Origin of the sequence: Corynebacterium sp. 74A, assembly GCF_008930665.1 — a bacterium.
Classification (GTDB): Bacteria; Actinomycetota; Actinomycetes; order Mycobacteriales; family Mycobacteriaceae; genus Corynebacterium; species Corynebacterium megadyptis.
Genome location: NZ_PQMG01000003.1, coordinates 164,529 through 187,249, shown reverse-complemented (window position 1 = coordinate 187,249; position 22,721 = coordinate 164,529). Strand labels below are relative to the sequence as shown.

Below are 22,721 nucleotides of genomic sequence, written 5' to 3'. Positions count from 1 at the left end.
GCGGTGCGCCTGTGGAATACTCAGCTTTGGTCTGGGGTTATGCACAACTGGGGCGTACCGCCTCACCCAAAACGACGGTGTGGAACTAGACTGCGATGTTTGGTCAGGCTCCTGTGTGGGTACATCGGCAGGAGACGTCGTCGATAAGCGCATGAGAAAGATCTGGAAAACTCGAAGGTATGAGACGTTGGGTGCTGCACATCGACATGGATGCGTTTTATGCATCCTGTGAGCAGCTAACGCGGCCCACGCTGCGCGGCCGGCCCGTGCTCGTAGGCGGGGTGCACGGGCGCGGTGTGGTGGCCGGGGCGTCCTATGAAGCGCGCACGTTTGGTGCGCACTCGGCCATGCCGATGTTTCAAGCAAAGGCCATGGTGGGCTTCGGGGCAGTGGTCGTGCAGCCGCGTCGGGCCGTGTACAAGGCAGCATCGGCGCGCGTATTCGAGATCGTGGCACGGCGGGCCGGCGTTATTGAACAGCTCTCCATCGATGAAGCTTTTCTCGAACCCCACGAGATACAAGGCGAGGAACCTCACGTTGTGAAAGCCTGGGCCGAACAGCTGCGCGAAGAAATTCGCGAAGAAACAGGCCTGCCCGCCTCGATCGGGGCCGGGAGCGGTAAACAATTCGCGAAAATCGGCTCAGGTGAGGCGAAACCGGATGGCGTCTTCGTGGTTGCCCAGGAAGAGGAATCAGCCATGTTCCATCCCTTGGACGTGGGCAAACTCTGGGGGATCGGTCCTGTCTCAGCATCCAAGCTGCGGGCGCTCGGGGTGGAAACGATCGGTGACTTCGCGGCACTCAGCGAAGAAGAAGTGGTGATAAGCCTCGGCCGAAAAACCGGCCTCGAATTGTGGAATCTTGCGCGCGGACACGACCACCGTTTAGTCAAACCGCGCGCGATTGCGAAACAAATCTCTCAAGAGCACACGTATCCGCTGGATCTTGTCACAGTCAATGATGTGGACGCTGCAGTGGAGCGCGCCGCGAGCGGAGCACATCGACGGCTACTCCAGGATGGCCGCGGCGCCCGTACGGTCACAGTGAAATTGCGTATGGCGGATTTTCACATCGAGTCCCGCTCACACACGCTGAACTATGCCACCGATGATTTCGACACTTTGCACGCGGTGGCCAAGAAAATGGTGCGCTACCCAGATGAACTCGGGCCGATCAGGCTCGTGGGAGTGTCGTTTTCCGGCTTGGAGGCTGCACGCCAAAACGTCATGTTTCCAGAGCTTGATCAGCGGGTCCTGCCGCCCGCGAAGTTTGACGATACTGAGGTGGGCGTTCGGGATAGTTCTTCAGAGCCCGCTCATGACGGCGAAGAATCCCCAGAACCAGAGCCGGACAGCCCCACCTGGACCGCCACCCAGGACGTGGTACACCCCGAGTACGGTCACGGCTGGGTACAGGGCTCTGGACACGGAATCGTGTCGGTGCGTTTTGAAACTCGCACGACAACGCGTGGGCTTACGCGAAGTTTCGCCGTAGATGACCCGGATCTTCAGCCTGCCAATCCACTGGCCTCCCTGGAGTGGGAGGAGTGGTTGGCCGAGTATGAAGAAGACATGGATTAACTAGAACAGCGTCGCGGGGTGAACGCCGGTGGCAATAGCAATGGCAAGCAGAATGCGTGCCTGAGCTGCGCGGAAGTACTGGGATCCCAGGGCTCCCTTTTGGAGCAGGGTGGCGCCGCCGCCGGCACCGCCATAGGAGCCGTGCACGTCGCCGCGGGGGACGCGGGTGGTGATTACCACGGGTGTGCCGGCGTCGAGGGCTTCGCCGACGGCGATGGCGAGTTCTCGGCCGACGTTGCCTGCGCCCATGGCTTCAATGACGAGGCCGTCGGCTCCGTGCTCGAGGGCGGCGTCGACAAGCGTGCGTGGCGCGCCGGGATAGGCGGCGATGATATCGACGGAGACATCAGCCAGGGACGCGAGGGGCACAGGTTCGGCACGGGTGGGTTCTTCGGGGGCGTTGGTGGCGAAGGCAAGGTTGTCGCTGGTGTGCCATTTGGTGGCGCCGCGTGCGGGGATGACGGCGTGGCCGAACACGATAATGACGCCGATGCCGCGGGCGCTGGAGTCCATGGCGATCACGACGGACTCGAAGAGGTTGCCGATCCCATCGGAGTCGGGGTGGTCGAAGCTGCGTTGGGCGCCGGTGAAGACCACGGGGCGGGGATCATCGTGGAAGGTGTCGACGGCAATGGCGGTTTCTTCCATGGAGTCGGTGCCGTGGGTGACGACGACGCCGGTTACCGTGGGGTCGTCGAGGGCGTCGTGGACGGCGGCGATGATGGCGTCAATATCGGCGAGTGTCATCGCGGACGAATCGAGGCGGTCTAGTTCCCGCACCTCAAGCGCTAGCTGTGTGTCTTCGAAGCGTTGGGCGACCGGTTCCAGCAGCTCGGCTCCGCTCACTGTGGGCAAGAGCACTCCGTCGCGATCGGTTGTGCAGGCGATCGTTCCGCCCGTGGTAATCACAACAATCTTGGCAGCTGGGGTAGTGGCGTGCTCCGCAGTGGTATCGGTCTCGTTAGTCATGCATATAGCGTGCCACACCGCCGCCGCGCCGCGGGCGGAAACGCCTCGATAGCCCGCTGCCGCGCTACTCCGAACAGCGACCGTGGCTCCTATCGCACGCCCGCACCCGCCATTCGGTGCTTATCGACGCCGTCCAGGATGTGGCCATTCACGTTGGCCCGTGTAGAATCCAAGTACTAGATTTTCCGCCCGAGACCTGCATGAAGCGGCTCTAAGCTGCCGCTGAGAAGGGACTGAGATGGCTGTGTCATCTCGTGATCTACGGTCACTGATGGTGCCCGTAATCGTGGTTCCTACCCGTGTGGACGCGCCAGCGCCACGCCGAGTGGCGCTGGGTGGACAATCACAAAACTGACCTACACAGTCAAGGACTGAGGAGAGTAGTGAAACTTTACAAGGCACGTGCACTCGCACTAGTCACCACCGCATCGCTGGTGCTGGCAGGGTGCGGCTCTGAGGACAGCGATTCCAAGGAGACTGAGACCAGCTCCAGCACCAGCTCCTCGACCGCCGCTGTCGAACTTCCCACCTTGGAACAGCTCAACGGCGTTCTGGCCCGGGCAACCGATCCGAACTTGCCCATCGAGGAGCGCGTGCTCACCGTGCAAAACGGTGACCAAGCCCCCGAGCTGTTCGACGTCATGACCCGCTCTAAGCAAGAGTCCGGCGCCAACTTCCAAGTGGTGGACCCGATCCTGCCCGGCTGGACCCCAGATAGCGTGATGGCCACCATCCACTTCACCCTCCCGGATCGCGAGCCGCAGATCGCTGAGGGCGTGGAGTTCGTCAACGAAGACGGCCACTGGAAGGTATCCCAAGACTGGGCCTGCACCGTGGTCAACAGCACCGTCGCCCCGGAGGAAGTTCCCGCATTCTGCAAGGAGCTCCCCGCCCCAGCACCGGTGCCCGAGGACAACGCCCCTGAGGGCAAAGCACCCGCCCCTGAAGGCGAGGTTCCTCCCGCACCCGAGGCCGAGGTTCCTCCCGCACCGGAAGGCGCCCCTGCTCCGCAATAAGCTGACACGGCGAGTTCATCGCCGCACAGCACATGGCCCATCTCCCCGCGTCGGGAGGATGGGCCATTATTGTGCGCTCTATTCGGGATGCGGTGCGGGAATATCGATCACGCGATGCTGCCACCGCCGCTTGATCCACCGATCGTGGGTGGCCAGCAGCAGCACCCCCTCATAGCCGTCCAGCGCCTCCTCGAGCTCCTCGGCCAAGGTGAGGGAAATATGGTTGGTGGGCTCATCCAACAGCAAAATATCCGGTGGATCCGCCAACACGATCGCCAACGCTACCCGGCGGCGCTGCCCCAAAGACAGTTTTTCAATCGGGCGCCTGGCGGCTTCCTCACTGAGCAAACCCAGCTCGGTGAGGGAAGCGGCGCCCTTGGGTGCGTGATCGGCGTAGATGTCATTGGCGCTGCGGAATGGATCGTCCCAGTCGGTGTCCTGCTGCATCCAGCCAACGCGGAGATCATCGCCGATGATCAGATTGGGGTTCTCGTCATCGGTGGTATTCGCGATTGCTTCCAGCAGCGACGATTTTCCGGCGCCGTTCGGGCCGGTGATGAGAACGTGATCTCCGTGGCGAATCTTTGCCGATAATGCGTGGTCCATGCGGCCAGCAATGGTGAAATTACGAAAAATGAGTGCGTAGTCCGACCCAGTGGTGGTGAGAAAGTGCTCCGGCAAACCAGCAAATTCGAGCCGCTTCGGCGGCGCGGGGATCTCCCGCCGCTCGAGAGCGTCGAGGCGATTGCGGGCGGTGCGTATGCGCTGCCCGTGCACTTTGGCTGCCTTGTCGGCGTAGAACTTGGCTGATGAGCGAGTTTCTGTTTTGGCTTCTTGGCGGGAAAAGAGATCGGTTTCGCTTACTTGCACCCCGGCTTCGAGGCGGGAGCGTTCTGCTTCCTGGATTCGGTAGTCGTGCTCCCATCGGGCGCGAAGTTCTTTGCGATAGGCGAGGTATTCGGAGAAACTTCCGCCAAACACCACGCCTTGTGCGAGATTTTCACCTTCGCCGCCCTCCGGCCCGAGGGAATGATCGAGATCGACGATGTGGGTGGCGACTTTGTCCAATACCCAGCGGTCGTGGCTGGCCATCAGCACGGGCCCGTCGAAGGACCGGAGTTCGTCGATGAGGAAGTCGCAGGCGAGATCGTCGAGGTGGTTGGTGGGCTCGTCCAAGATGAGCGCGTCGACGGGCCGGAGCAGCAGTGCGGCGAGGGCGAGGCGGCGGCGTTGCCCGCCGGAGACGGAGCCTATGGGGGCGTCGAGATCAACTTTGGCCAGCCCCAAGCCGGCGAGGACTTCTGCGATACGGGCGTCGAGGGTCCAGACCTGGTGGCGTTCGGCGGCGGCGAGCAGAGTGTCGAAGCGTTGCGCGAGTTCGGCCGAGTCGGGGTGGGTGGCGAGTTCTTCGGAGACGCTGATGATGTCGCGCTCGATGGCTTTAAGCTCGCCGATCGCGTCGGAGATGATAGAGCGCAGGGGAGCGGTGGGCGGCCACGATACTTCTTGGGTGAGGTAGCCAGTTTTGGTGGGGGTGATGATTGCTCCCACATCGGGTTCGAGGCTGCCGCTGATCAACTGCATGAGCGTTGATTTTCCGGCACCGTTTTCGCCGATCAGTCCGGCCACCGCGCCGGCGCCGACGGCGAAGGACACATCGGTGAGGACGCGGTGTGCCCCATAGGAAAAGCTGACACCGTCGACGGCAATATGGATGTGTTTAGACATGGGCTGCTCCTCATCGGCGGGTGATGGTGTCTACCCCACAGCGCGCAGGCGCGTTGAGACGTCGCCGGCGCGCGGGCTGGGCGCGCGGCGACTGCTGTAGTGGGGTGACACCCAGTGTTCTATGGGGAAGAATACTCCACTGCGCTGGTGAGATCTTGAATCACAGCCTGCTGGTCCTCGCGTGCCGCATGGGCGGCGTAGACCAGTCGGGTGGTCACTGCCATGCGGCCGGTGTTTTGGATACTGCTGTCGAGGTCCACGGTGAGTTCGCCTGTGGAGGTTGATTCCGTGGAGACGACCGCCAGTTCTGGATGATCCTCGCCGGCGCTGAGCGCCCCGAGGGTGGAGCGGCGTTGAATCTCGGCGCTGAGTGTGGCGGTGGCTCCCTCGTGGGAGTTGAGGGTGTAGGTGATGGTTTGGAGCATGGAGTTTTCCCCGGGCACCCGGCTGTCCACGGTCCACTGGGCGCCGTCGCCGAGGGGCTCCTCGGGGAACACCACGGAGAGCGACAGCCAGGTAAAGACCGCGGATTCCACCATGGAGCGGGCCTCGTCGGAGGCTTCCTTCGGGGCGGCGAGACGCACCGAGTTCGCTACTCCACGATCGCTGCGGTCGACCGCGATCCGGAATCCTTCGGCGCTAGCGAGGGTGTCGTTGAGGGACAGATCCGTCGAGGTCGGGGCGCCTAGTGCGAGTTCGAGCCGGCTGCTATCGCCGTCGATGCGGCCGGTGAGCGGCAGGGTGAGGCTGGTGACATCACCGCCGGCGGGGGCCTGTGGTGTCACCTCGCTGAGGGCTGCGGTCTGTTGGCTAAAACCGTCGTAGGCCACCACCGATAGTTCTTCTTCTGGGCTGTCCGCAGTCGCGGTGTAGCGAAGTTCGGTGGCAGAATCCTGCGCCCCAGCATCGATGACGGTGACTTTGGGGGAGTCCAGCTGCAACTCCACCGCGTTATCGCTGTCAACGGCAGCGGTGGTGGGGGAGGACTCCTCAGCGGAGCATCCTGCTAAACCCACGGCGCCAACTGCGCACAGGGCGATGACGCTGCGGGATAAACGACGAGGGCGGTGGCTGCGGCACGGGGGTGTCATAACCGATGATTCTAGTGAGACTGCATGGGCTGGTTAGTGCGGGGGCCAGTGTGCAGCGGTGTGGCGGTAGGCGTCGATAAGCGCGGCGGAAGGCGCGGCAGTTCTGTTCTGCGCGGGGAGTAAGGCAATATTGATGGCGTGGAAACAAAGAAGAGGAGCGCATTGAGAGTGCTGGTCCCGATCATCGTTGTGGTCGCGGTGCTGGACCAGGTGATCAAACAAGTCATTTTGCACACCATCGACCCCCTCAATCCCGTGTCGGTCATCGGCGATTGGGCGCGTCTGGTGCTGGTGTTTAATTCCGGTGCGGCATTTTCTATGGGAGAAGATCACACCTGGGTGTTCACCACGGTGCAGTTGGTGTTTGTTCTCGGCGCGCTTTACTTCGGTCGCACAATGGTGTGCCGTCCCCAGATCATCGGAGTCGCTCTCATCGCGGGTGGGGCCCTGGGAAACCTCATCGATCGGCTCTTTCGTGCCCCCGGTTTTTTCGTCGGCCATGTCGTGGACTACATCTCCATCGGCAGATTCGCCGTATTTAACTTGGCGGATTCCGCGATCACCATTGGGGTTGTCGTGGTGATAATTTCGCTGTTTTTTGAACCCGAGCCAACGAAGGAGAAAGCATGAGCTCTGAGCAGTTTCGCCGCATGCTGGTCCCGGATGGTTTGGCGGGAATGCGCGTAGACCAAGGCCTATCCAAGGTATTGGGGATTTCACGGTCGGCGGCCGCGGATATTGTTGCGAAGGGCGATGCGCTTATCGACGGTCAGCCGGTGCGGAAATCTGATCGGCTCGCCGTCGACGCGCTGCTCGAAGTCACTCTGCCTGGGCCGAACCAAGATCTCATTCCCAAAGAGGAATTGATCGAGGGCATGGAGGTGCTGTACTCCGACGAGCACGTCATTGCCATCAATAAGCCCGTCGGCGTGGCCGCGCATCCCACGATCGGTTGGGAGGGGCCCACCGTGGTCGGCGGGCTGAAGGCCGCGGGCTTTAGCATCGCCACCTCGGGGCCACCGGAGCGCCAGGGCATCGTGCAGCGGCTCGATGTGGGAACCTCGGGAGTGATGGTGGTGGCCGTATCCGAGCTCGCCTACTCGGTGCTCAAGCGCGCCTTCAGGGAGCGCACGGTGACCAAGACGTATCACGCTCTCATCCAGGGTCACCCCGATCCGCTCGAGGGCACGATCGATGCCCCCATTGGCCGCCACCCCTCCGCGGGATGGCGCTTCGCGGTGACGCGCGACGGCAAGCCGAGTGTCACCCACTACGAGACTCTTGAGGCCTTCGCCGAGGCATCCTTGCTCGATATTCACTTAGAGACGGGGCGCACACACCAGATTCGCGTGCACTTTTCCAGCCTGCACCATCCCTGTGTGGGCGATCCCATGTACGGTTCGGATCCGGCGCTCGCGGAGCGTCTCGGCCTCAACCGTCAGTGGCTGCATGCGGTGTCATTGACTTTTGATCACCCTGCCACGGGGAAAAAGATGACGATTACGAGCGACTACCCAGAGGATCTTGCGCGAGCGCTCGATACTCTTCGGGAAAGTTAGCCGATACACCACGATGGGTACGCAATGTCTGATGTGAACCACTCCTCGATGCTGCGGTATGTCCTCATTGCTGTGGGCGTGGCGCTATTGACCATTGCCGTGGTCTTCACGGCCGGCCGGGTCTACACCGGCGAGCGCCCTCCGAGCTCGAATGGAGACATGCTGGGGCGGGAGACAGGCGAATCTATCGATCACTATGCCGAGCGCGCCGCGGCGACGGTATCGGGGCTCGACAGTACAGAGCCCGCCTTCGCGTTGGTGACATTCGACGCACCCGTGTCGGTGACCCGGGCGGCGCGCATCGCCGATGAGTTGGATGTGCCTCGGGTCTCGGCGGTGGTGCTCAACATGTCCTCGCCGGTGGTGGTGCCGGAGCCTTCGGCCGCCGCAGATAGGCGTGAGGTATTTGCCACGGCGCTGCGGCACGATCTGGCCGCCCAGTTTTTGCTTGACGACGCCGAGTCCACGCCAATCGAAGGACTGGTGATTTGGGCTCCCACCCGCACCATCAAGACACTCAGTTTGAATGAGGACGTCGCCTATCTGGAGGCGCTGCCTAATGACGCCGCGTGGGGGCGTTTCGGGATCATGCCGGTCCACCGCGCCGATTTCGAAACAGCGCAGCAGGCTCCGGCCACGATACAGCAGACTCCGGCACTCTAAAGCCGGCCGGGCGCTAGGAGTTCTGGCGTCGGTTCTGGGAGCGGCGGTGTACTCCGTGCGCCGCGATATCGACGATGAAGATCGTGACTGAGATCCAGATAATGATGAAACCGATCCAGCGCACCTGATCGAGGTGTTCGTGGGTGACAAAGAGCGCCCAGAGCATCTGAATGGTGGGGGTGATGTATTGCAGCATGCCCACCGTGGAGAGCGGGATGCGCTGTGCCGCCATGCCGAAAAGCAAAAGCGGCAGCGCCGTGACCGCGCCGGAAGACGCGAGCAGCCCCATGTGCCCGATCCCAGTGGAGAGGAATGTGCCCTCACCGCTGGCCTCAAGCCAGAGGAGATAGAGCAGGGCGAAGGGCAGCAGCACGATAGTTTCGGCCGCGAGCGAGGCGCTTGGGCGTAGCGGCACCCGCTTTTTGAGCAGACCGTAGATTGCGAAACTAAACGCCAGGGTGAGGCCGATGAGTGGTGGGGTGGAGCTAAAGAGCAGCAGTAGCGCGACCGCGATGCTGGCGATTACCACCGAGACCGTCTGTAGCGGGCGCAGTTTTTCGCGTAAAAACACCAATCCGAGCACCACGGCCACGAGGGGATTGATGAAGTATCCCAGTGCGGCCTCGGCGACATGGTCGGTGGTCACCGCAATAACGTAGACGAGCCAGTTGATCGCGATCACCACCGCGGCGGCGGCCACAGTCATCCAGGTGCGGCTGCTGGCACGCCAGAGCTCTTTCCACGCCCCTGTGATATTGATAACGATTACCATCACTACGGCGGTCCACACGATGCGGTGCGCCAGGATTTCGAAGGGGCTCGCGGGGTCGAGCAGAGGAAAATAGGCGGGAAAAAGTCCCCACAGCAAATAAGCAAGAACGCCGTAGACCATGGTAGATACCTTAGGCCCTCGGCCTGGGGCGGGTTTCATTGCTGTGGGGCAGCGTCGATAAGCGCGCAGTGGGGAAGAAGAAGGGCCGCGCCACGAGGGGCTTCGAGGCGGCAGCGGAAAGCAGTTAGAATCGTGACACTATGGGCTCATCCTTCGTTCATCTGCATAATCACACAGAGTTTTCCATGCTGGACGGCATGGCCAAGATCGACCTGCTCGCTGAGGAAGTCAAGCGTCAGGGCATGCCGGCCGTGGGCATGACCGATCACGGCAACATGTACGGCTCTGATGCGTTTTATCGCAAGATGACCGATATGGGCATCAAGCCGATCATCGGCGTGGAAGCCTATTTGGCCCCGGAATCGCGCTTTAATAAACAGCGCATCCGGTGGGGCGAGCCGCACCAAAAGTCGGATGACGTCTCTGCCTCGGGCGCGTATTTGCACCAAACGATGATCGCGGAAAACGCCACTGGGTTGAAGAATCTCTTCTACCTCTCCTCGATGGCCTCCTATGAGGGCCAATTGGGTAAGTGGCCGCGCATGGACGCCGATCTGATCGCCGAGCGCGCCGAGGGCATTATCGCCACCACCGGCTGCCCCTCCGGAGACGTGCAAACCCGTTTGCGTCTCGGGCAGTTCGATCAAGCCCTCGAGGCGGCCGCCATGTGGCAAGACATTTATGGCAAAGACAATTTCTTCCTCGAGCTCATGGACCACGGGCTCGATATCGAAAAGCGGGTCCGACGGGAACTGCTCGAAATCGGGCAGAAGCTACAGCTGCCGCCGCTGGTGACCAATGACTGCCACTATGTGCTCGAATCTCAGGCGAAGGCCCACGAGGCGATGCTGTGCGTGCAGACCGGCAAGACCCTGCACGATGAAGATCGCTTCAAATTCGGCGGCACCGGCTACTACATCAAAAGCGCCGATCAGATGCGCGATACCTGGGACACTCTGGTGCCCAAGGCCTGCGATAATACGCTGTGGATCGCGGAGCGCGTGGAAGACTACAGCGAAATCTGGGAGCCGCATCCGCACGATCGCATGCCGATCGCCGATGTGCCGGAGGGCGAAACTCCGACGTCGTGGCTGCAGCACGAGGTGCTTGAGGGCCTGCGTAACCGTTTCCCCGATGGAGAGGTGCCGCAGGACTATATCGACCGCGCCCAATACGAGGTCGAAGTGATCGACATGAAGGGCTATCCCTCCTACTTCCTCATCGTGGCGGAGCTGATCAAGCACGCCCGCTCTGTTGGTATCCGCGTGGGGCCGGGCCGTGGTTCGGCCGCAGGCTCCTTGGTGGCCTATGCGCTGACGATCACCAATATTGACCCGATCGAGCACGATCTGCTGTTCGAGCGCTTCCTCAACCCAGAGCGTCCCTCCGCACCCGATATCGATATCGACTTCGACGATCGCCGCCGCGGCGAAATGGTGCGCTATGCCGCCGATCGCTGGGGTGAGGACAAAGTGGCGCAGGTGATTACCTTCGGCACGGTGAAAACCAAGCAGGCGCTGAAGGACTCGGCGCGCGTGCAGTTTGGCCAGCCCGGTTATCAGATCGCGGACCGCATCACGAAGGCCCTGCCGCCGGCGATCATGGCGAAGGATATTCCCTTGGCCGGTATCACCGACCCCGAGCACGAGCGCTACGAGGAAGCCGGGGAGGTGCGCTCACTCATTGAGTCCGATCCGGATGTGAAGCAGATCTATGAGACCGCCCGCGGCCTCGAGGGCGTGGTGCGACAAGCGGGCGTACACGCCTGTGCGGTGATCATGGCCTCGGTGCCGTTGATGGACCACATTCCGATGTGGAAGCGTTCCGACGGCGCCATCATCACTGGCTGGGATTATCCTGCCTGCGAAGCTATCGGTTTGCTGAAAATGGACTTTCTGGGGCTGCGCAACCTCACCGTCATCGGTGACGCCCTAGAAAACATCAAGGAAAACCGCGGCGAAGAGCTGGATTTGGAAAATCTCAGCACCGAGGACGAGCCGACCTATGAGCTGCTCTCCCGCGGCGATACTCTCGGCGTGTTCCAGCTGGACTCCTCCGGTATGCGCGAGCTACTCAAGCGCATGAAACCAACAAACTTCGACGATATCGTGGCGGCGCTCGCGCTCTATCGCCCAGGACCAATGGGTGTGGGCGCGCACTTGGCCTACGCGGATCGTAAGAATGGGCGCAAACCCATCGAGCCGATCCACCCCGAGCTGGACGAGCCGCTGAAGGAAATTCTCGCAGACACCTATGGTCTGATCGTCTACCAAGAGCAGATCATGCGTATCTCGCAGAAGGTGGCCAATTACTCGGCGGGCCAAGCGGATAGTTTCCGTAAAGCCATGGGTAAGAAGAAGCCCGAGGTGCTGGCGAAGGAGTTCATCACCTTCGAGAAGGGAATGAAGGAAAACGGCTATTCCTCGGAGGCCATCAAGGCGCTGTGGGATACCATCGAGCCCTTCGCCTCCTATGCGTTCAATAAGTCGCACGCCGCGGGCTATGGCCTCGTTTCGTTTTGGACGGGCTATCTCAAGGCGAACTACACCTCTGAGTACATGGCGGCGCTGCTCACCTCGGTCTCGGATAACAAGGACAAGTCGGCCGTGTACTTGGCCGATTGCCGCCACCTTGGTATTCACGTGTTCCCGCCGGATGTGAACGATTCCAAGCTGACCTTCCAATCGGTGGACAAGGACATTCGCTTCGGCCTGGGTGCGGTGCGCAATGTGGGCGAGGAAGTGGTGGATTCCATCATTGCCGCGCGTGAAGAAAAGGGAAGTTTCACCTCCTTTTCCGATTATTTGGACAAAATCGACACCGTGGCGTGCACCAAGCGCGTGACCGAGTCGCTGATCAAGGCGGGCGCTTTCGACTCCTTGGGCCATCCCCGTAAAGGCCTGATGCTGATTCACGAAGAAGCAGTCGATGGTGTCTCCTCCACCAAGAAGGCGGTGGCCAAGGGCCAGTTCGATCTCTTCGCCAGCCTGGGCGATGGCGCCGAGGACACCACGATCTTCGAGATCGATGTGCCGGACCAGAATTGGGATAAAAAGCAGCAGCTCGCCCTCGAAAGGGAAATGCTCGGCCTGTATGTCTCCGGCCACCCGCTGGACGGTTTCGAGGACGCGCTGGCGCTGCAAACCGATACGGCATTTACCGACATCTTGGAGCGCAATGTGCGCCATGGACAAGAGGTGACCATCGGCGGCATTATCTCCAAGGTGGACCGTCGCTTCTCGAAGCGCGATGGCTCGCCCTGGGTGATTATCACGATCGAGGATCACATTGGCGCCCAGCTCGAGGTGCTGGTGTTTAACAAGGTCTACGCCTTGGTGAGCGGCATGATCGCCGAGGACAGCATCGTGTTGGTGAAGGCGCACATTTCCGAAAAGGATGAGCGCCAATCGATCTTCTGCGATGACATGAAACAGCCCGATCTTGCGGGAAGTGGCAATGGTATTCCGTTGCGGCTGCGCATGCGCGCCGATCAGTGCACGATTGCAAATATTTCCCGTTTGAAGGGTGTGCTGCAGGCTAATAAGGGCGAATCCGATGTGTATCTCACGCTCGAGTGCGGCGAGGAAACCACGATGATGGTGCTCGGCGATCACTTGCGCGTGAACCGTACTCCCAGCTTGATGGGTGATCTCAAGGCAGAGATGGGGCCTGGCATTCTGGCCTAGCGCCCCTATGTCGCTTATCGACGCCACCCTCCGGCCACCATCGCGCTCGCGTCTGCGATGGCCCTGAAGGGTGGCGTTTTCTGCGCTCTAGGGGAGGGGAGCACATGGGCGATAGCGCGAGGCGCTAGAATCTTGCTGCATGACGGATCACCACAGCGCGACTGACGCGCCCACGCCACTTGACACCGCGACGCACGATCTTGCATCCCTGGAGATTCACGCGTCCGATATTCAAATGGCGCAGGCACGAATTTCCACCGTGTTGGGTCCCTCCCCGCTGCAGTACAGCCCCCGTATGTCCGAGCTCACCGGCGCGGAGGTGTACCTGAAGCGCGAAGATCTCCAAGACGTGCGCTCCTATAAGATCCGCGGCGCCTATAACAACATCTCGCAGCTCGATGACAAGCATCGTGCCGCCGGGATCGTGGCCGCCTCCGCCGGCAATCACGCCCAAGGCGTGGCCTATGCGTGCCGCACCCTCGGTATCACCGGCCGTATCTATGTGCCGGAGCAAACCCCGAAGCAGAAGCTCAAGCGCATCCGCGTGCACGGCGGCGATTTCGTCGAGGTCATCCAGATTGGCGATACCTATGACGCTGCCTCGGCGGCGGCGAAGGCCGATGCCCAGGAGACCGGCGCCACCATCGTGGAGCCCTTCGACGCCCGCGACACCATCATCGGCCAGGGCACCGTGGCCGCCGAGATTCTCGCCCAGCTCACTGCCATGGGGAAATCGGCAGACACCGTCGTGGTGCCTGTGGGCGGCGGCGGCCTGCTGGCCGGGGTGGTCAGCTATCTGGCCGATATGGCGCCCACCACCGCCATCGTTGGTGTGGAACCGGAGACGGGCGCCTCGATGCAGGCCGCCCTCGAGAATAAGGGGCCCACTACGCTTCCTAGTGTCGATCCGTTTATCGACGGTGCGGCCGTCAAGCGCGTGGGCGATCTCAACTATCGCATCATTGATCGCAACCGCTCGCGCGTGCACATGATCTCCGCCAACGAGGGCGCGGTGTGCACCCAGATGCTGGGGCTGTACCAAAACGAGGGGATCATCGCCGAGCCCGCCGGTGCTTTGTCTGTGACGGGGCTTTTCGACGTCGCCCTCAAGCCAGGCGAGATCGTGGTGTGCATCATCTCTGGCGGCAACAACGATGTGTTGCGCTATAGCGAGATCGTGGAGCGCTCTTTGGTGCACCGCGGCCTCAAGCACTACTTTTTGGTTGATTTTCCCCAAGAGCCCGGCCAGTTGCGGAGCTTTGTCACCGATATTCTCGGCCCGGATGATGACATCACCCGATTCGAGTACCTCAAGCGCAATAACCGAGAAACCGGCACCGCGCTGGTGGGGTTGCAGCTCTCTCGCGCCCGCGATCTCGATCCTCTTCTAGAGCGCATGGACGGCTCTCGGATGAAGTGCACCATGCTCACCCCAGATTCGCCGGAATACCAGTTCCTGGTGTAGTTCTGAGGACGCTGCCGGCCTAGCCCATAACAACGCCACCTGCTCCCGGATCGTGCCCTCGGTACGGGGAGAGGTGGCGTTTATGCGTAGTGCTACCGGCTGCGTCCTAGCTCTTATCCGCCTTGAGGAGCGCGAACTCCCAGGGGCCGAGCGTGGTGTGGGTCTCGCCCACCTCGGGGGAGGTGAAGGAGTAGACGAGGGTGCCGCCGAAGGGGACGCGGGCTTCACGTTCGGAGTAGTTGCCCACAAATACGTACTCGCCGCGGTCCATGGCCACCCACTGCTCATCGCAGCTGACGTCCATGTGCTCGAGCCACGGATCGGCTAGGCCGCAGCTGCGGCGGAGCTGCAGCAGTGTGCGATAGGCCTCCATGATGCGGTGTTGGGTGGCATCGAAGTCCCAGTTCAGCTTGGAGCGCAGGAAGGTGTCCTCCTCAGCTGGGTTGGGCACGTCTTCTGGGTCCCAGCCGGCGCTGGCGAACTCACGCAAACGGCCCTCCGCGGTCAGGCGCAGCAGCTTCTCATCGCCGTGCGAGACGAAGAACTGGAAGGGCGTGGTGGCGCCGAATTCCTCGCCCTGAAAGAGCATCGGGGTATAGGGGGAGAGGTAGATCGTGGCGGCCTTGAGCACCTGCTGGGTAGGGGTGAGGTTCTGGCTGGGGCGATCGCCCTGGCAGCGGTTGCCCACTTGGTCGTGGGTGGTGGTGTAGGTGACAAAGCGGCTGGCGGGAATCACATCGGTGTGGAGGCGGCGGCCGTGGCGCTTCCGGCGGAACGTGGAGTGCCAGCGGGTGTGCACGAATACTTCCTCCAGCGCATTCGCCAGGGTGGCCGTATCGCCAAAGTCTGTGTAGTAGGTGTGCTGCTCGCCGCTGACGAGGGAGTGGAGGGCGTGGTGGATATCGTCGATCCACTGTGCATCGAGGCCATAGCCGCCCGCCTCTTTCGCGGTGACAAGTCGGGGGTCATTTTGATCGGATTCGGCGATCATGAACCGCGAGATTCCGGTCTCTGCCTCGACGCGGCGGGCCACTTCGGAGATCTCCTCCAAAATCGGTACCGCGCCCGGATCGTCGAGGGCCTGCACCGCGTCTAGGCGCACCCCGTCGATGTGATAGTCGTGCAGCCATTGTTCGATGGCGTCGAGGACGTAACGCCGTACTTCATCGGAATCTTCCCCGTTGAGGTTGACCACCTCGCCCCAGCCGGTGGAGCCTCCCGAGGTGTAGGGCCCAAAGGCGCCCACATAGTTGCCTTCCGGGCCAAAGTGGTTGTACACGCAGTCCAGCACCACGGCGATGCCGCGGCGGTGGGCGGCGTCGACAAGCGCCTTCAGCCCATCGGGTCCGCCATAGCCGGCGTGGACCGCGTGCAGCGATACGCCATCATAGCCCCAGTTGCGATTGCCGCCGAAGGGTTGTACGGGCATCAGCTCAATCGCCGTGACACCGAGATCAACAAGGTGATCGAGCTTGTCGATCACTCCATTGAAGGTGCCCTCGGGGCTAAAGGTGCCCACATGCAGCTCGTAGAGCACCTGGCCGGGAAGGCTGCGGCCGGTCCACGCCTGGTCCTCCCAGGGATAATCGTGATCCACGACGGCGCTGAGGCCATGCACCCCATCCGGTTGCGCGTGAGAGCGGGGATCGGGCAGGGGCCCGAGCTTATCGACGCCACCCTCGGCCTCCTCATTGTCTGTGGTGAGGATGAACCCATAACGATCGCCCGGGCTGGGGCTGATATCCGAGGTGGTGTAGACGTCTCTGCGATGGGGATCGCGGTGCAGCTCGATAATGCGCTCCTGGGAGGAATCTCCACCGGGGTGGACAAGCAACGACACGGCACGTGCATACGGGGCCCATACGCTAAAAGTTTTCATGCTTGTCCACTGTAGCAACCACGCCGGCCAGCACCGCCGCACCGAGCGAGCACATCGGGGCGGGACAATGCGGTCGAGCGCGCGGACTAATGCAAGAATGTCACCTATGTACCAGCTGCCAGCAGAGAGCATCGAGGCGCCCGCAGAGGCAGAATTTGAAGAAAAGCGCTCCCGTTTTATCGGATTGATCGCCCGCGCCGACAGCGAAGAGGACGCCCGCGCCTTTATCGCGCGCTGCGTCTCCGACTACCCGGATGCCCGACATCATTGCCACGCCTTTATCCTCCACGTGGACGGTGCTCAGCCGGTGGAGCGGTCCAGCGATGATGGCGAGCCGTCCGGCACCGCCGGAATGCCCATGCTCGATGTGCTGCGCGGCTCCGGACTGCAGAAGGTTGTGGCCGTGGTGGTGCGCTACTTCGGTGGAATAAAACTGGGCACCGGCGGGCTGGTGCGCGCCTATGGGCAGGCGGTGCACTGCGCCATGGAGAACGTCCACGTGGTCGAAAGGGCGGAACGGCTGCTGCTGCGACTGGAGCTCGATCACGCCACCGCCGGAAAAATAGAGGCAGAGCTGCGCTATCCGCATGGCTTCGAGCTGACGGTGCTCGATCCGGAATACACCGCCCAAGGGGTGGCGTTGAGCCTTGCGCTCGACCCGGCGGACGAGGAGCGCGCCCAGACACTGATCGCCCAGCTCACCGGCGGCACGGTGGAGGCCCAGCGGGACGGCACCATGTGGGTGGACACGCCGCAGCGAAAGTAGCTGCACACGCCCGTGCCCGCGCTGCTTATACGGCGAGGGCAGTGGGTACTATTGGGTGCATGAGTATGCAGCGCTACCCCAATAACCCCGTCGAACGGCGCAAACGAGCGGTTCGGCAATACTCCCGCAACGCGGCTATCTGGGGCATCGGTGGTACCGGTGCGGCCATTGTCTCTGGGCTTATTATCAGCTCAACGCTGGCGATGCTGGTGTTTATCTGTGCGGTCGCGGGGGCGTCTTATAACGTCTGGCGCGTGAACAAAATTATCAACCACCGGGACCTGAATTAGCTGTGACCTCTCCCAGTAGCGAGCCCGTGCGTATCGACGCATGGATCTGGGCTGTCCGTATCGTTAAAACTCGCACCCGTGCCGGGGCGACGTGCAAAGCAGGGCATGTCAAGATCAATGGCACCACGGCCAAACCCTCCCAACTCGTCGCGCCGGGAGACCGCGTCAGCGTGTGGGTGGAGCACCGCAACCTTGAGCTTGAGGTCACGCAAACTCCCAAGAAACGCGTCAGCGCCACCATCGCCCGCACCTGCTATGTTGATCACTCCCCGCCGCCTCCGCCGCGAGAAATCTTGGTCTCGCAACCGCGGCGCGACCGTGGTGCCGGCCGTCCCACGAAGAAAGAACGCCGCCAACTCGATCGCCTGCGTGGCCGCAGCGACCAGCTATAGCTCTGCAATACACACGAGCGCCGCACCGGAAGAAAAACAGTGACGTTCTTGTTCCAGTGCGGCGCGTGCGATAGCTGGTGGAAAGCTAGAACTCCATGCTTCCTACAACAGCGTCCAGATCGTCCATGCCCCATTCAGCGGGCGGAATATCGATCCCGTACTCGCGGAAGAAATCGGCTGCCCGCAGCGCCCACACGTGCACCATGTCAGCGGCAACAGGGAACTGCTCTGCAAAACTATCCATCTCGATCGTCTCCTTGCACTAGTCGGATGGGGTATCTACCAGCCGCCAGTCTAGCCCACCGACCCTACGGTGGAGAAGCCTCTAGGTGTCCTCACGGCGCAGCCGCTTCAAGCGGCGGGCGAGGCGATGTGGCCGCTGAGCAGCGCGGTTACCGGTGGAATCAGTGCGGGCAATGTGCTCTTCGCCGAAGCGGTCGAGCAGCAGATCGTCCACGATACGCACCTGGCTGGGTTGGAAACGGTAGTCCAAGCGTCGCCGCAGCCGCGCAATCGCGGGCGCGTTTACCAGCTCCTTCAACTCGGCCACGGTGGTGACACCATTGCGCTTGAGGAGCTCTTCCAGCCATGGATAGTGCTCGGATTTAGAACGCGGGAACTGCGAGCCCAACAAAATGGCCAGCACGCCGGGCAAGGTGATCGCAGTCAAGGCAACATCATCGCCCGGCTCTGGGGAAGGATTCTGGATGCTCGCTATCTGATCAAATTGCTGATCGGCCAACTCAATCAGCCCGGCGGCGAGAGTAAAAGCGCGATCCACCCGCGGATCCACAGTGGCCCCGGAGGCTTTATAGCGGATATCGTGCTCGAACTCGGCCCACGCATGCTGCAGCACGGTACGCAATTGCACCTCGAAGGTCAGCCCAGCGAAATCTTCCAGATCGTCATGATCGGAAGGAACCCGCACCACCAGGTGGTGACTGCCATAGCCGAAACTACCGCTCACCCGCGTCTGCGCAGTCTTATCGATTGAGCGCAGCACATGAAAATGCCCGCCCAGCATGTCGATCACGATGGGAATCTCGGTGGAGTAAAACGTGGTGACCCGCACCCCGAGAATGTCATGAATATCGTCCCAGGGATGCGGATACACCCACTCGCCCTCGGCATCCCGCTTATAGGCTTTCGCCTCTAAGGAGGGCCATTGTTTCACCCGCGCCACCACCCGGTCATAGGTGATACCGCCATCGGTGAGCAGATCCTCGATCACATCTTGAAAGCGTTCCGCCGCATCGGGATGCGCAGCGCACCACTGCGTATAGGTGTCGCTGAGGGCGGATATGTGCTCGGGGGTGTGTACGATGTCCCCCTCGGAAACAGGTTCAGTGCTCACTCCGTTTTAGATACCTTCCAGCAACGCGATCGGCAGGGTAGCGAAAAGATCCGCGACGGCGATGGTGCCCTGCCACTGGCGCCCCGTGAAGCGGTCCTGCCAGGTGCCGTCGGGCAGGGTGATGGTGGTATCGCGCCAGCCGCCGTCATCGTCCAAGAGCAGCGGGGTGCGGGTAGCCACCGCAATCACATCCACATTGCGTTCCCCATCGCCGCGGGCCATGCCCACGAGGTGATTCTCCGCCACACCTTGGGCGAATACCGACTGGTAGTCGGCGTTGATGAAGTAGTCAGGGTGCTCTCGGCGCAGAGTCAAGGACTCGTGCACCACGGCGAGCTTCACCAGGTCGGGGGTGGCATCGATAAGCGCGGTGCCCTCCTCGGTGCGCAGGCCCTGCTCGATCAGCATCTGCAGGCACTGCTCGCGCTTGGTGTAGTCGACGAAGCGGCGATTATCCGGGTCCACGAGGGAATCATCGAAGAACTCGTTGCCCTGGTAGATGTCTGGGATACCGGGGCCGATGAGCTGCAGAAGTTTACGGCCCACCGAGAGCACCCGTGCCGAAGGCGCCAGCCGCTGCACATAGGCGGTGATCAGCGGGGTGGCGGGGCCTTGGATGAGCGCATCGATCCAGTTGTGAATGGAATCTTCGAACTGGGCATCCGGATCTGTCCAGGTGGTGTGCACACTGGCCTCGCGCATCGCCTTTTCCGCATAGGCGTGGAAACGCTCCACGAGAGAATCGGGCACCTCGCCGTTTTCCGGCCAGATACCCAGCAGGTTCTGCAGCAAAAAGAGCCCAGTCTGGGAATCCGGGGCAGGGGTGAGCGCCAAGACCTCGCGCACCAGTTCCGCGAACTCGGTGGGGGTCTCAGAAATAGATAGGATGCGGGCGCGCACGTCCTCGCCGCGCTTGGTGTCGTGGGTGGTCAGGGTGGTCATGGCCTTCGGCCACAGCACGCTGCGCTCCTGCTGCAAAAGATGGAACTCTGCGGCGGAGACACCGAAACGCCCTGGGGCGCCGCCCACCTCTTGTAGTGCCACCAAACGGCAGGCGCGGTAGAAGGTGGTGTCCTCCACGCCCTTAGCCATCACCGCGCCGCACACCTGGGCGAAGCGGATCTTGGCCTCGCCATCTGCCAATAGGCCAGCAGAGATGAGGTCGAGGGCGTTGCGGCGGGAGGGGAAGCGCCGGCCCATATCCGCCACGATCGTGGCGGTCACGCGCGACAAAGAGAGATAGTCCGCGCGGTAGACCGGCATGGCGGCCACCAAGTCCACAATGGTGTCGAAAAGTTCCTCGTCGGAGACCCGCCCGCCCACAGTGGAGAAGTTATCGCGGCGCAGCGCCCGCGCCAGGCGGCGCACCTCGGCGGAGAGCTCATCGGCAGCCACATCCCGCTTCAGGGCGTGCTCAGTCGCATCAATCGCCGCCTGATTCCAGGTAGAGCCGGACTGCTCGAGAGCCAGCATCGAGAGTGCATCCTCGGCGCGGCGATTGAGAAAGACCCCGTCGAGCTCGCGCAGGGCGTCATAGCCGGTGGTGCCATCGGCAGCGAGACGGGCATCGAGCGGCTCGTGCACATCGAGGATCTTTTCCACCACGAGCCAGCGATCCTCACCAATCACATCGCGCAGCCGCTTGAGATAACCAAAAGGATCGGAGAGACCATCGGGGTGGTCCACTCGGATACCGTCGATAAGCCCCTCAGCGCAGAGCTGACGGATCACGCGGTGGGTGTGCTCAAACACCAGCGGATCCTCCTGGCGGATGCCGGCGAGGCCATTAACGGAGAAGAAGCGGCGATAGCTGATCACCCCGTCGCGCCAGTACATCAGCTTATAGTGTTGCTGGCGATAGGTATCGAGCGGATCCTCGCTGAGTGTGCCCTCGTCGATGGGGAAAATATTGTCATAGTAGGCAAGGACGGTCTCGCCCTCGACCTCGCGGAACTCGAGCTTGTCCTCATCGCCCTCCGCGCCGAGCACCGGCAGCCCCAGCTTGCCCCCAGCACCATTATCCTTGTGCCAGTCGATATCGAAATAGGACTCAAACTCCGAGGCTTGGCCGCGCTTGAGTACATCCCACCACCACGCATTAGCGCGGGGATTATCGATGCCCACGTGATTGGGCACGATATCGATGACTAAGCCCATGCCGTGCTCATGCACCACATTCGCCAAAGCGCGGAAGCCCTCGATACCACCCAGCTCCGGATTAACGGTGGTGGGGTCGATCACATCGTAGCCGTGATTGGACTCCGGTGCCGCCGCCAGAATCGGCGAGCAGTACACGTGGCTGACACCCAGCTCATGCAGATAGGGGACCACCTCGGCTGCTTCGGCAAAACCAAACGCACGGCCCTGGGCATCGGCCTTCGGGCCGCGCAGCTGGAGACGATACGTGGAGGTAATGGGTGTTCGGGGCATGAAAAATCAGTCCTCAGTTTGTAGAAATCGCACAATGTGTGACGGTACAGGCGGCGCGCCTATGCCGCCGCTCGACAGAGACTTAAAGATTCGTCCCCGCTATCGAGGAGCAGGCGCACACGCACATGTGCCTTATGAGTGTAGACCTGCTCGCACCCGCGGCGGCAGAACTAGCCCTGCGCGGGCGATTCTCTTGCTCGTGCGGGGCCTCGTGCGGATTCTGGTGCAGGGGCTGGTTCGGGCGGGCATGCCCCAGCCCACCCGTGCCTCTACGGGGCTAGCTTGCTTCGCTTCCCATGAGCGGAATAGTGCGCCGCCGCCGCGCTGCGGCCGGGGAGGAAGCAAGCGTGCTCGGTATATTCTGCGGACTGAGCTCATGCGGAAAGCCATCTTGGTAGAGCAAGGCGTGCGGGCTGAGCGGCTGCGGGGGCTTTCCGGGGCGCTGCGGCAGGTGGATGCGCGCGAGTTCGGTGATCCAATCATTGCTGAAGCCTGCGGCCGCTCGCACCGGAACAGCGAAGAGATGATCATCGGAGAGCGCTACGAACACCACATTGCTGCCGAGCAGGTTGCTGCAATGATTATTGAGAATGGTGAAGGTGGTGGGGTGTGCCAGCCATGCAGTAGGCGAGTGGCCAGGGGTGCGGATTTGGGTAATTTCCCCGCACCGGCGAGTGAGGAAACGCAGGCCACGCGGGCTGCGGGCGGCGTTGACGAGGTTAGTGGCCGCCATGCCCCACGCGCGTGAGACGCTGATTTGCAGGGAGTCGATATCGCGCTGGGTCAGCGGGGTGCCGTCATGGCAGAGGGTTGCGGCCAAGGTGGTGCACAGATTCACCAGCGGTGCTGATGTCGCGAAGTGGGCGCTGTCGAGACGGTCTCGGCGCACTAATGCCGTCGGCCGGAGAAGGGGCGTGATCAGATGCGTATGAAGAGTCATAGTGATGTGGACTCTCCTGAG

At 61.9% G+C, this 22,721-nt stretch carries 19 protein-coding genes; 10 read left to right on the top strand and 9 right to left on the bottom strand.

Annotation, left to right across the window (positions count from 1 at the left end):
* Positions 1 to 179 precede the first annotated feature (179 nt).
* Positions 180 to 1,580: a DNA polymerase IV gene (locus GBB11_RS05890; RefSeq protein ID WP_151549167.1), complete on the top strand. Its 1,401-nt coding sequence runs from the start codon at positions 180 to 182 to the stop codon at positions 1,578 to 1,580.
* Here the strand turns inward: GBB11_RS05890 and GBB11_RS05885 are convergent, their stop codons facing one another.
* Positions 1,581 to 2,549 carry an asparaginase gene (locus GBB11_RS05885; protein WP_151549166.1) on the bottom strand — a complete coding sequence of 323 codons (969 nt, stop codon included), beginning with the start codon at positions 2,547 to 2,549 and terminating at the stop codon, positions 1,581 to 1,583. It lies immediately after the preceding gene.
* A gap of 383 nt (positions 2,550 to 2,932) precedes the next feature.
* On the opposite strand from GBB11_RS05885, the gene GBB11_RS05880 reads away from it, so the two are divergent.
* On the top strand, positions 2,933 to 3,565 hold the full coding sequence (locus GBB11_RS05880; RefSeq protein WP_151549165.1) for a hypothetical protein: 633 nt from the start codon (positions 2,933 to 2,935) through the stop codon (positions 3,563 to 3,565).
* A gap of 78 nt (positions 3,566 to 3,643) precedes the next feature.
* Here GBB11_RS05880 and GBB11_RS05875 read toward each other — a convergent pair whose 3' ends face one another.
* Entirely contained in the window at positions 3,644 to 5,293 is a 1,650-nt protein-coding gene (locus GBB11_RS05875) for an ABC-F family ATP-binding cassette domain-containing protein (RefSeq protein ID WP_151549164.1), read from the bottom strand.
* A 119-nt stretch (positions 5,294 to 5,412) separates the two neighbouring features.
* The gene (locus GBB11_RS05870) at positions 5,413 to 6,384 is read right to left on the bottom strand and encodes a hypothetical protein (protein WP_151549163.1); all 972 of its coding nucleotides are present in this window, start codon (positions 6,382 to 6,384) and stop codon (positions 5,413 to 5,415) included.
* Between the two features lie 138 nt (positions 6,385 to 6,522).
* Here GBB11_RS05870 and lspA point away from each other — a divergent pair, with 138 nt between their 5' ends.
* From lspA to GBB11_RS05855, 3 genes are read left to right on the top strand one after another with little or no spacing between them, the layout of a single operon-like run.
* Positions 6,523 to 7,014, top strand: a complete 492-nt coding sequence (gene lspA / locus GBB11_RS05865; protein WP_151549162.1) for a signal peptidase II — start codon at positions 6,523 to 6,525, stop codon at positions 7,012 to 7,014.
* Positions 7,011 to 7,943, top strand: coding sequence for an RluA family pseudouridine synthase (locus GBB11_RS05860; protein ID WP_151549161.1), 933 nt, complete (start codon positions 7,011 to 7,013; stop codon positions 7,941 to 7,943). Before lspA ends, GBB11_RS05860 begins: the two co-directional genes overlap by 4 nt.
* Before the next feature lie 24 nt (positions 7,944 to 7,967).
* A complete protein-coding gene (locus GBB11_RS05855; RefSeq protein WP_151549160.1) occupies positions 7,968 to 8,606 on the top strand; it encodes a hypothetical protein in 639 nt (212 codons plus the stop codon).
* A gap of 13 nt (positions 8,607 to 8,619) precedes the next feature.
* Here the strand turns inward: GBB11_RS05855 and rarD are convergent, their stop codons facing one another.
* Positions 8,620 to 9,498 carry an EamA family transporter RarD gene (gene rarD / locus GBB11_RS05850; RefSeq protein WP_151549159.1) on the bottom strand — a complete coding sequence of 293 codons (879 nt, stop codon included), beginning with the start codon at positions 9,496 to 9,498 and terminating at the stop codon, positions 8,620 to 8,622.
* Positions 9,499 to 9,638: 140 nt separating this feature from the next.
* Here rarD and dnaE point away from each other — a divergent pair, with 140 nt between their 5' ends.
* A complete protein-coding gene (gene dnaE, locus GBB11_RS05845; RefSeq protein WP_151549158.1) occupies positions 9,639 to 13,184 on the top strand; it encodes a DNA polymerase III subunit alpha in 3,546 nt (1,181 codons plus the stop codon).
* A 139-nt stretch (positions 13,185 to 13,323) separates the two neighbouring features.
* Positions 13,324 to 14,649: a threonine ammonia-lyase IlvA gene (gene ilvA, locus GBB11_RS05840; RefSeq protein WP_151549157.1), complete on the top strand. Its 1,326-nt coding sequence runs from the start codon at positions 13,324 to 13,326 to the stop codon at positions 14,647 to 14,649.
* A gap of 106 nt (positions 14,650 to 14,755) precedes the next feature.
* Here the strand turns inward: ilvA and treZ are convergent, their stop codons facing one another.
* A complete protein-coding gene (gene treZ / locus GBB11_RS05835) occupies positions 14,756 to 16,528 on the bottom strand; it encodes a malto-oligosyltrehalose trehalohydrolase (protein ID WP_151549156.1) in 1,773 nt (590 codons plus the stop codon).
* 106 nt (positions 16,529 to 16,634) lie between these two features.
* Between treZ and GBB11_RS05830 the strand changes: the two genes are divergently transcribed.
* Genes GBB11_RS05830 through GBB11_RS05820 form a run of 3 tightly spaced genes read left to right on the top strand, consistent with a single transcriptional unit; the run spans position 16,635 to position 17,976 of the window.
* The gene (locus tag GBB11_RS05830) at positions 16,635 to 17,294 is read left to right on the top strand and encodes a YigZ family protein (protein ID WP_151549155.1); all 660 of its coding nucleotides are present in this window, start codon (positions 16,635 to 16,637) and stop codon (positions 17,292 to 17,294) included.
* 59 nt (positions 17,295 to 17,353) lie between these two features.
* Positions 17,354 to 17,584: a hypothetical protein gene (locus GBB11_RS05825; protein WP_151549154.1), complete on the top strand. Its 231-nt coding sequence runs from the start codon at positions 17,354 to 17,356 to the stop codon at positions 17,582 to 17,584.
* Positions 17,585 to 17,586: 2 nt separating this feature from the next.
* Positions 17,587 to 17,976 (top strand): RNA-binding S4 domain-containing protein, encoded by a 390-nt coding sequence (locus tag GBB11_RS05820; protein WP_151549153.1) that lies wholly within the window; start codon positions 17,587 to 17,589, stop codon positions 17,974 to 17,976.
* An 85-nt stretch (positions 17,977 to 18,061) separates the two neighbouring features.
* Here the strand turns inward: GBB11_RS05820 and GBB11_RS10835 are convergent, their stop codons facing one another.
* The 4 genes from GBB11_RS10835 to GBB11_RS05805 all read right to left on the bottom strand — a co-directional run bounded on the left by GBB11_RS10835 (position 18,062) and on the right by GBB11_RS05805 (position 22,700).
* Entirely contained in the window at positions 18,062 to 18,220 is a 159-nt protein-coding gene (locus tag GBB11_RS10835) for a hypothetical protein (protein WP_192795947.1), read from the bottom strand.
* 81 nt (positions 18,221 to 18,301) lie between these two features.
* Positions 18,302 to 19,330 (bottom strand): GTP pyrophosphokinase family protein, encoded by a 1,029-nt coding sequence (locus GBB11_RS05815; RefSeq protein WP_151549152.1) that lies wholly within the window; start codon positions 19,328 to 19,330, stop codon positions 18,302 to 18,304.
* Positions 19,331 to 19,336: 6 nt separating this feature from the next.
* Positions 19,337 to 21,760, bottom strand: coding sequence for a malto-oligosyltrehalose synthase (gene treY / locus GBB11_RS05810; protein WP_151549151.1), 2,424 nt, complete (start codon positions 21,758 to 21,760; stop codon positions 19,337 to 19,339).
* Positions 21,761 to 22,037: 277 nt separating this feature from the next.
* Complete coding sequence (locus GBB11_RS05805; RefSeq protein ID WP_151549150.1) at positions 22,038 to 22,700, bottom strand: hypothetical protein; 663 nt, start codon at positions 22,698 to 22,700, stop codon at positions 22,038 to 22,040.
* Between the last annotated feature and the right edge of the window lie 21 nt (positions 22,701 to 22,721).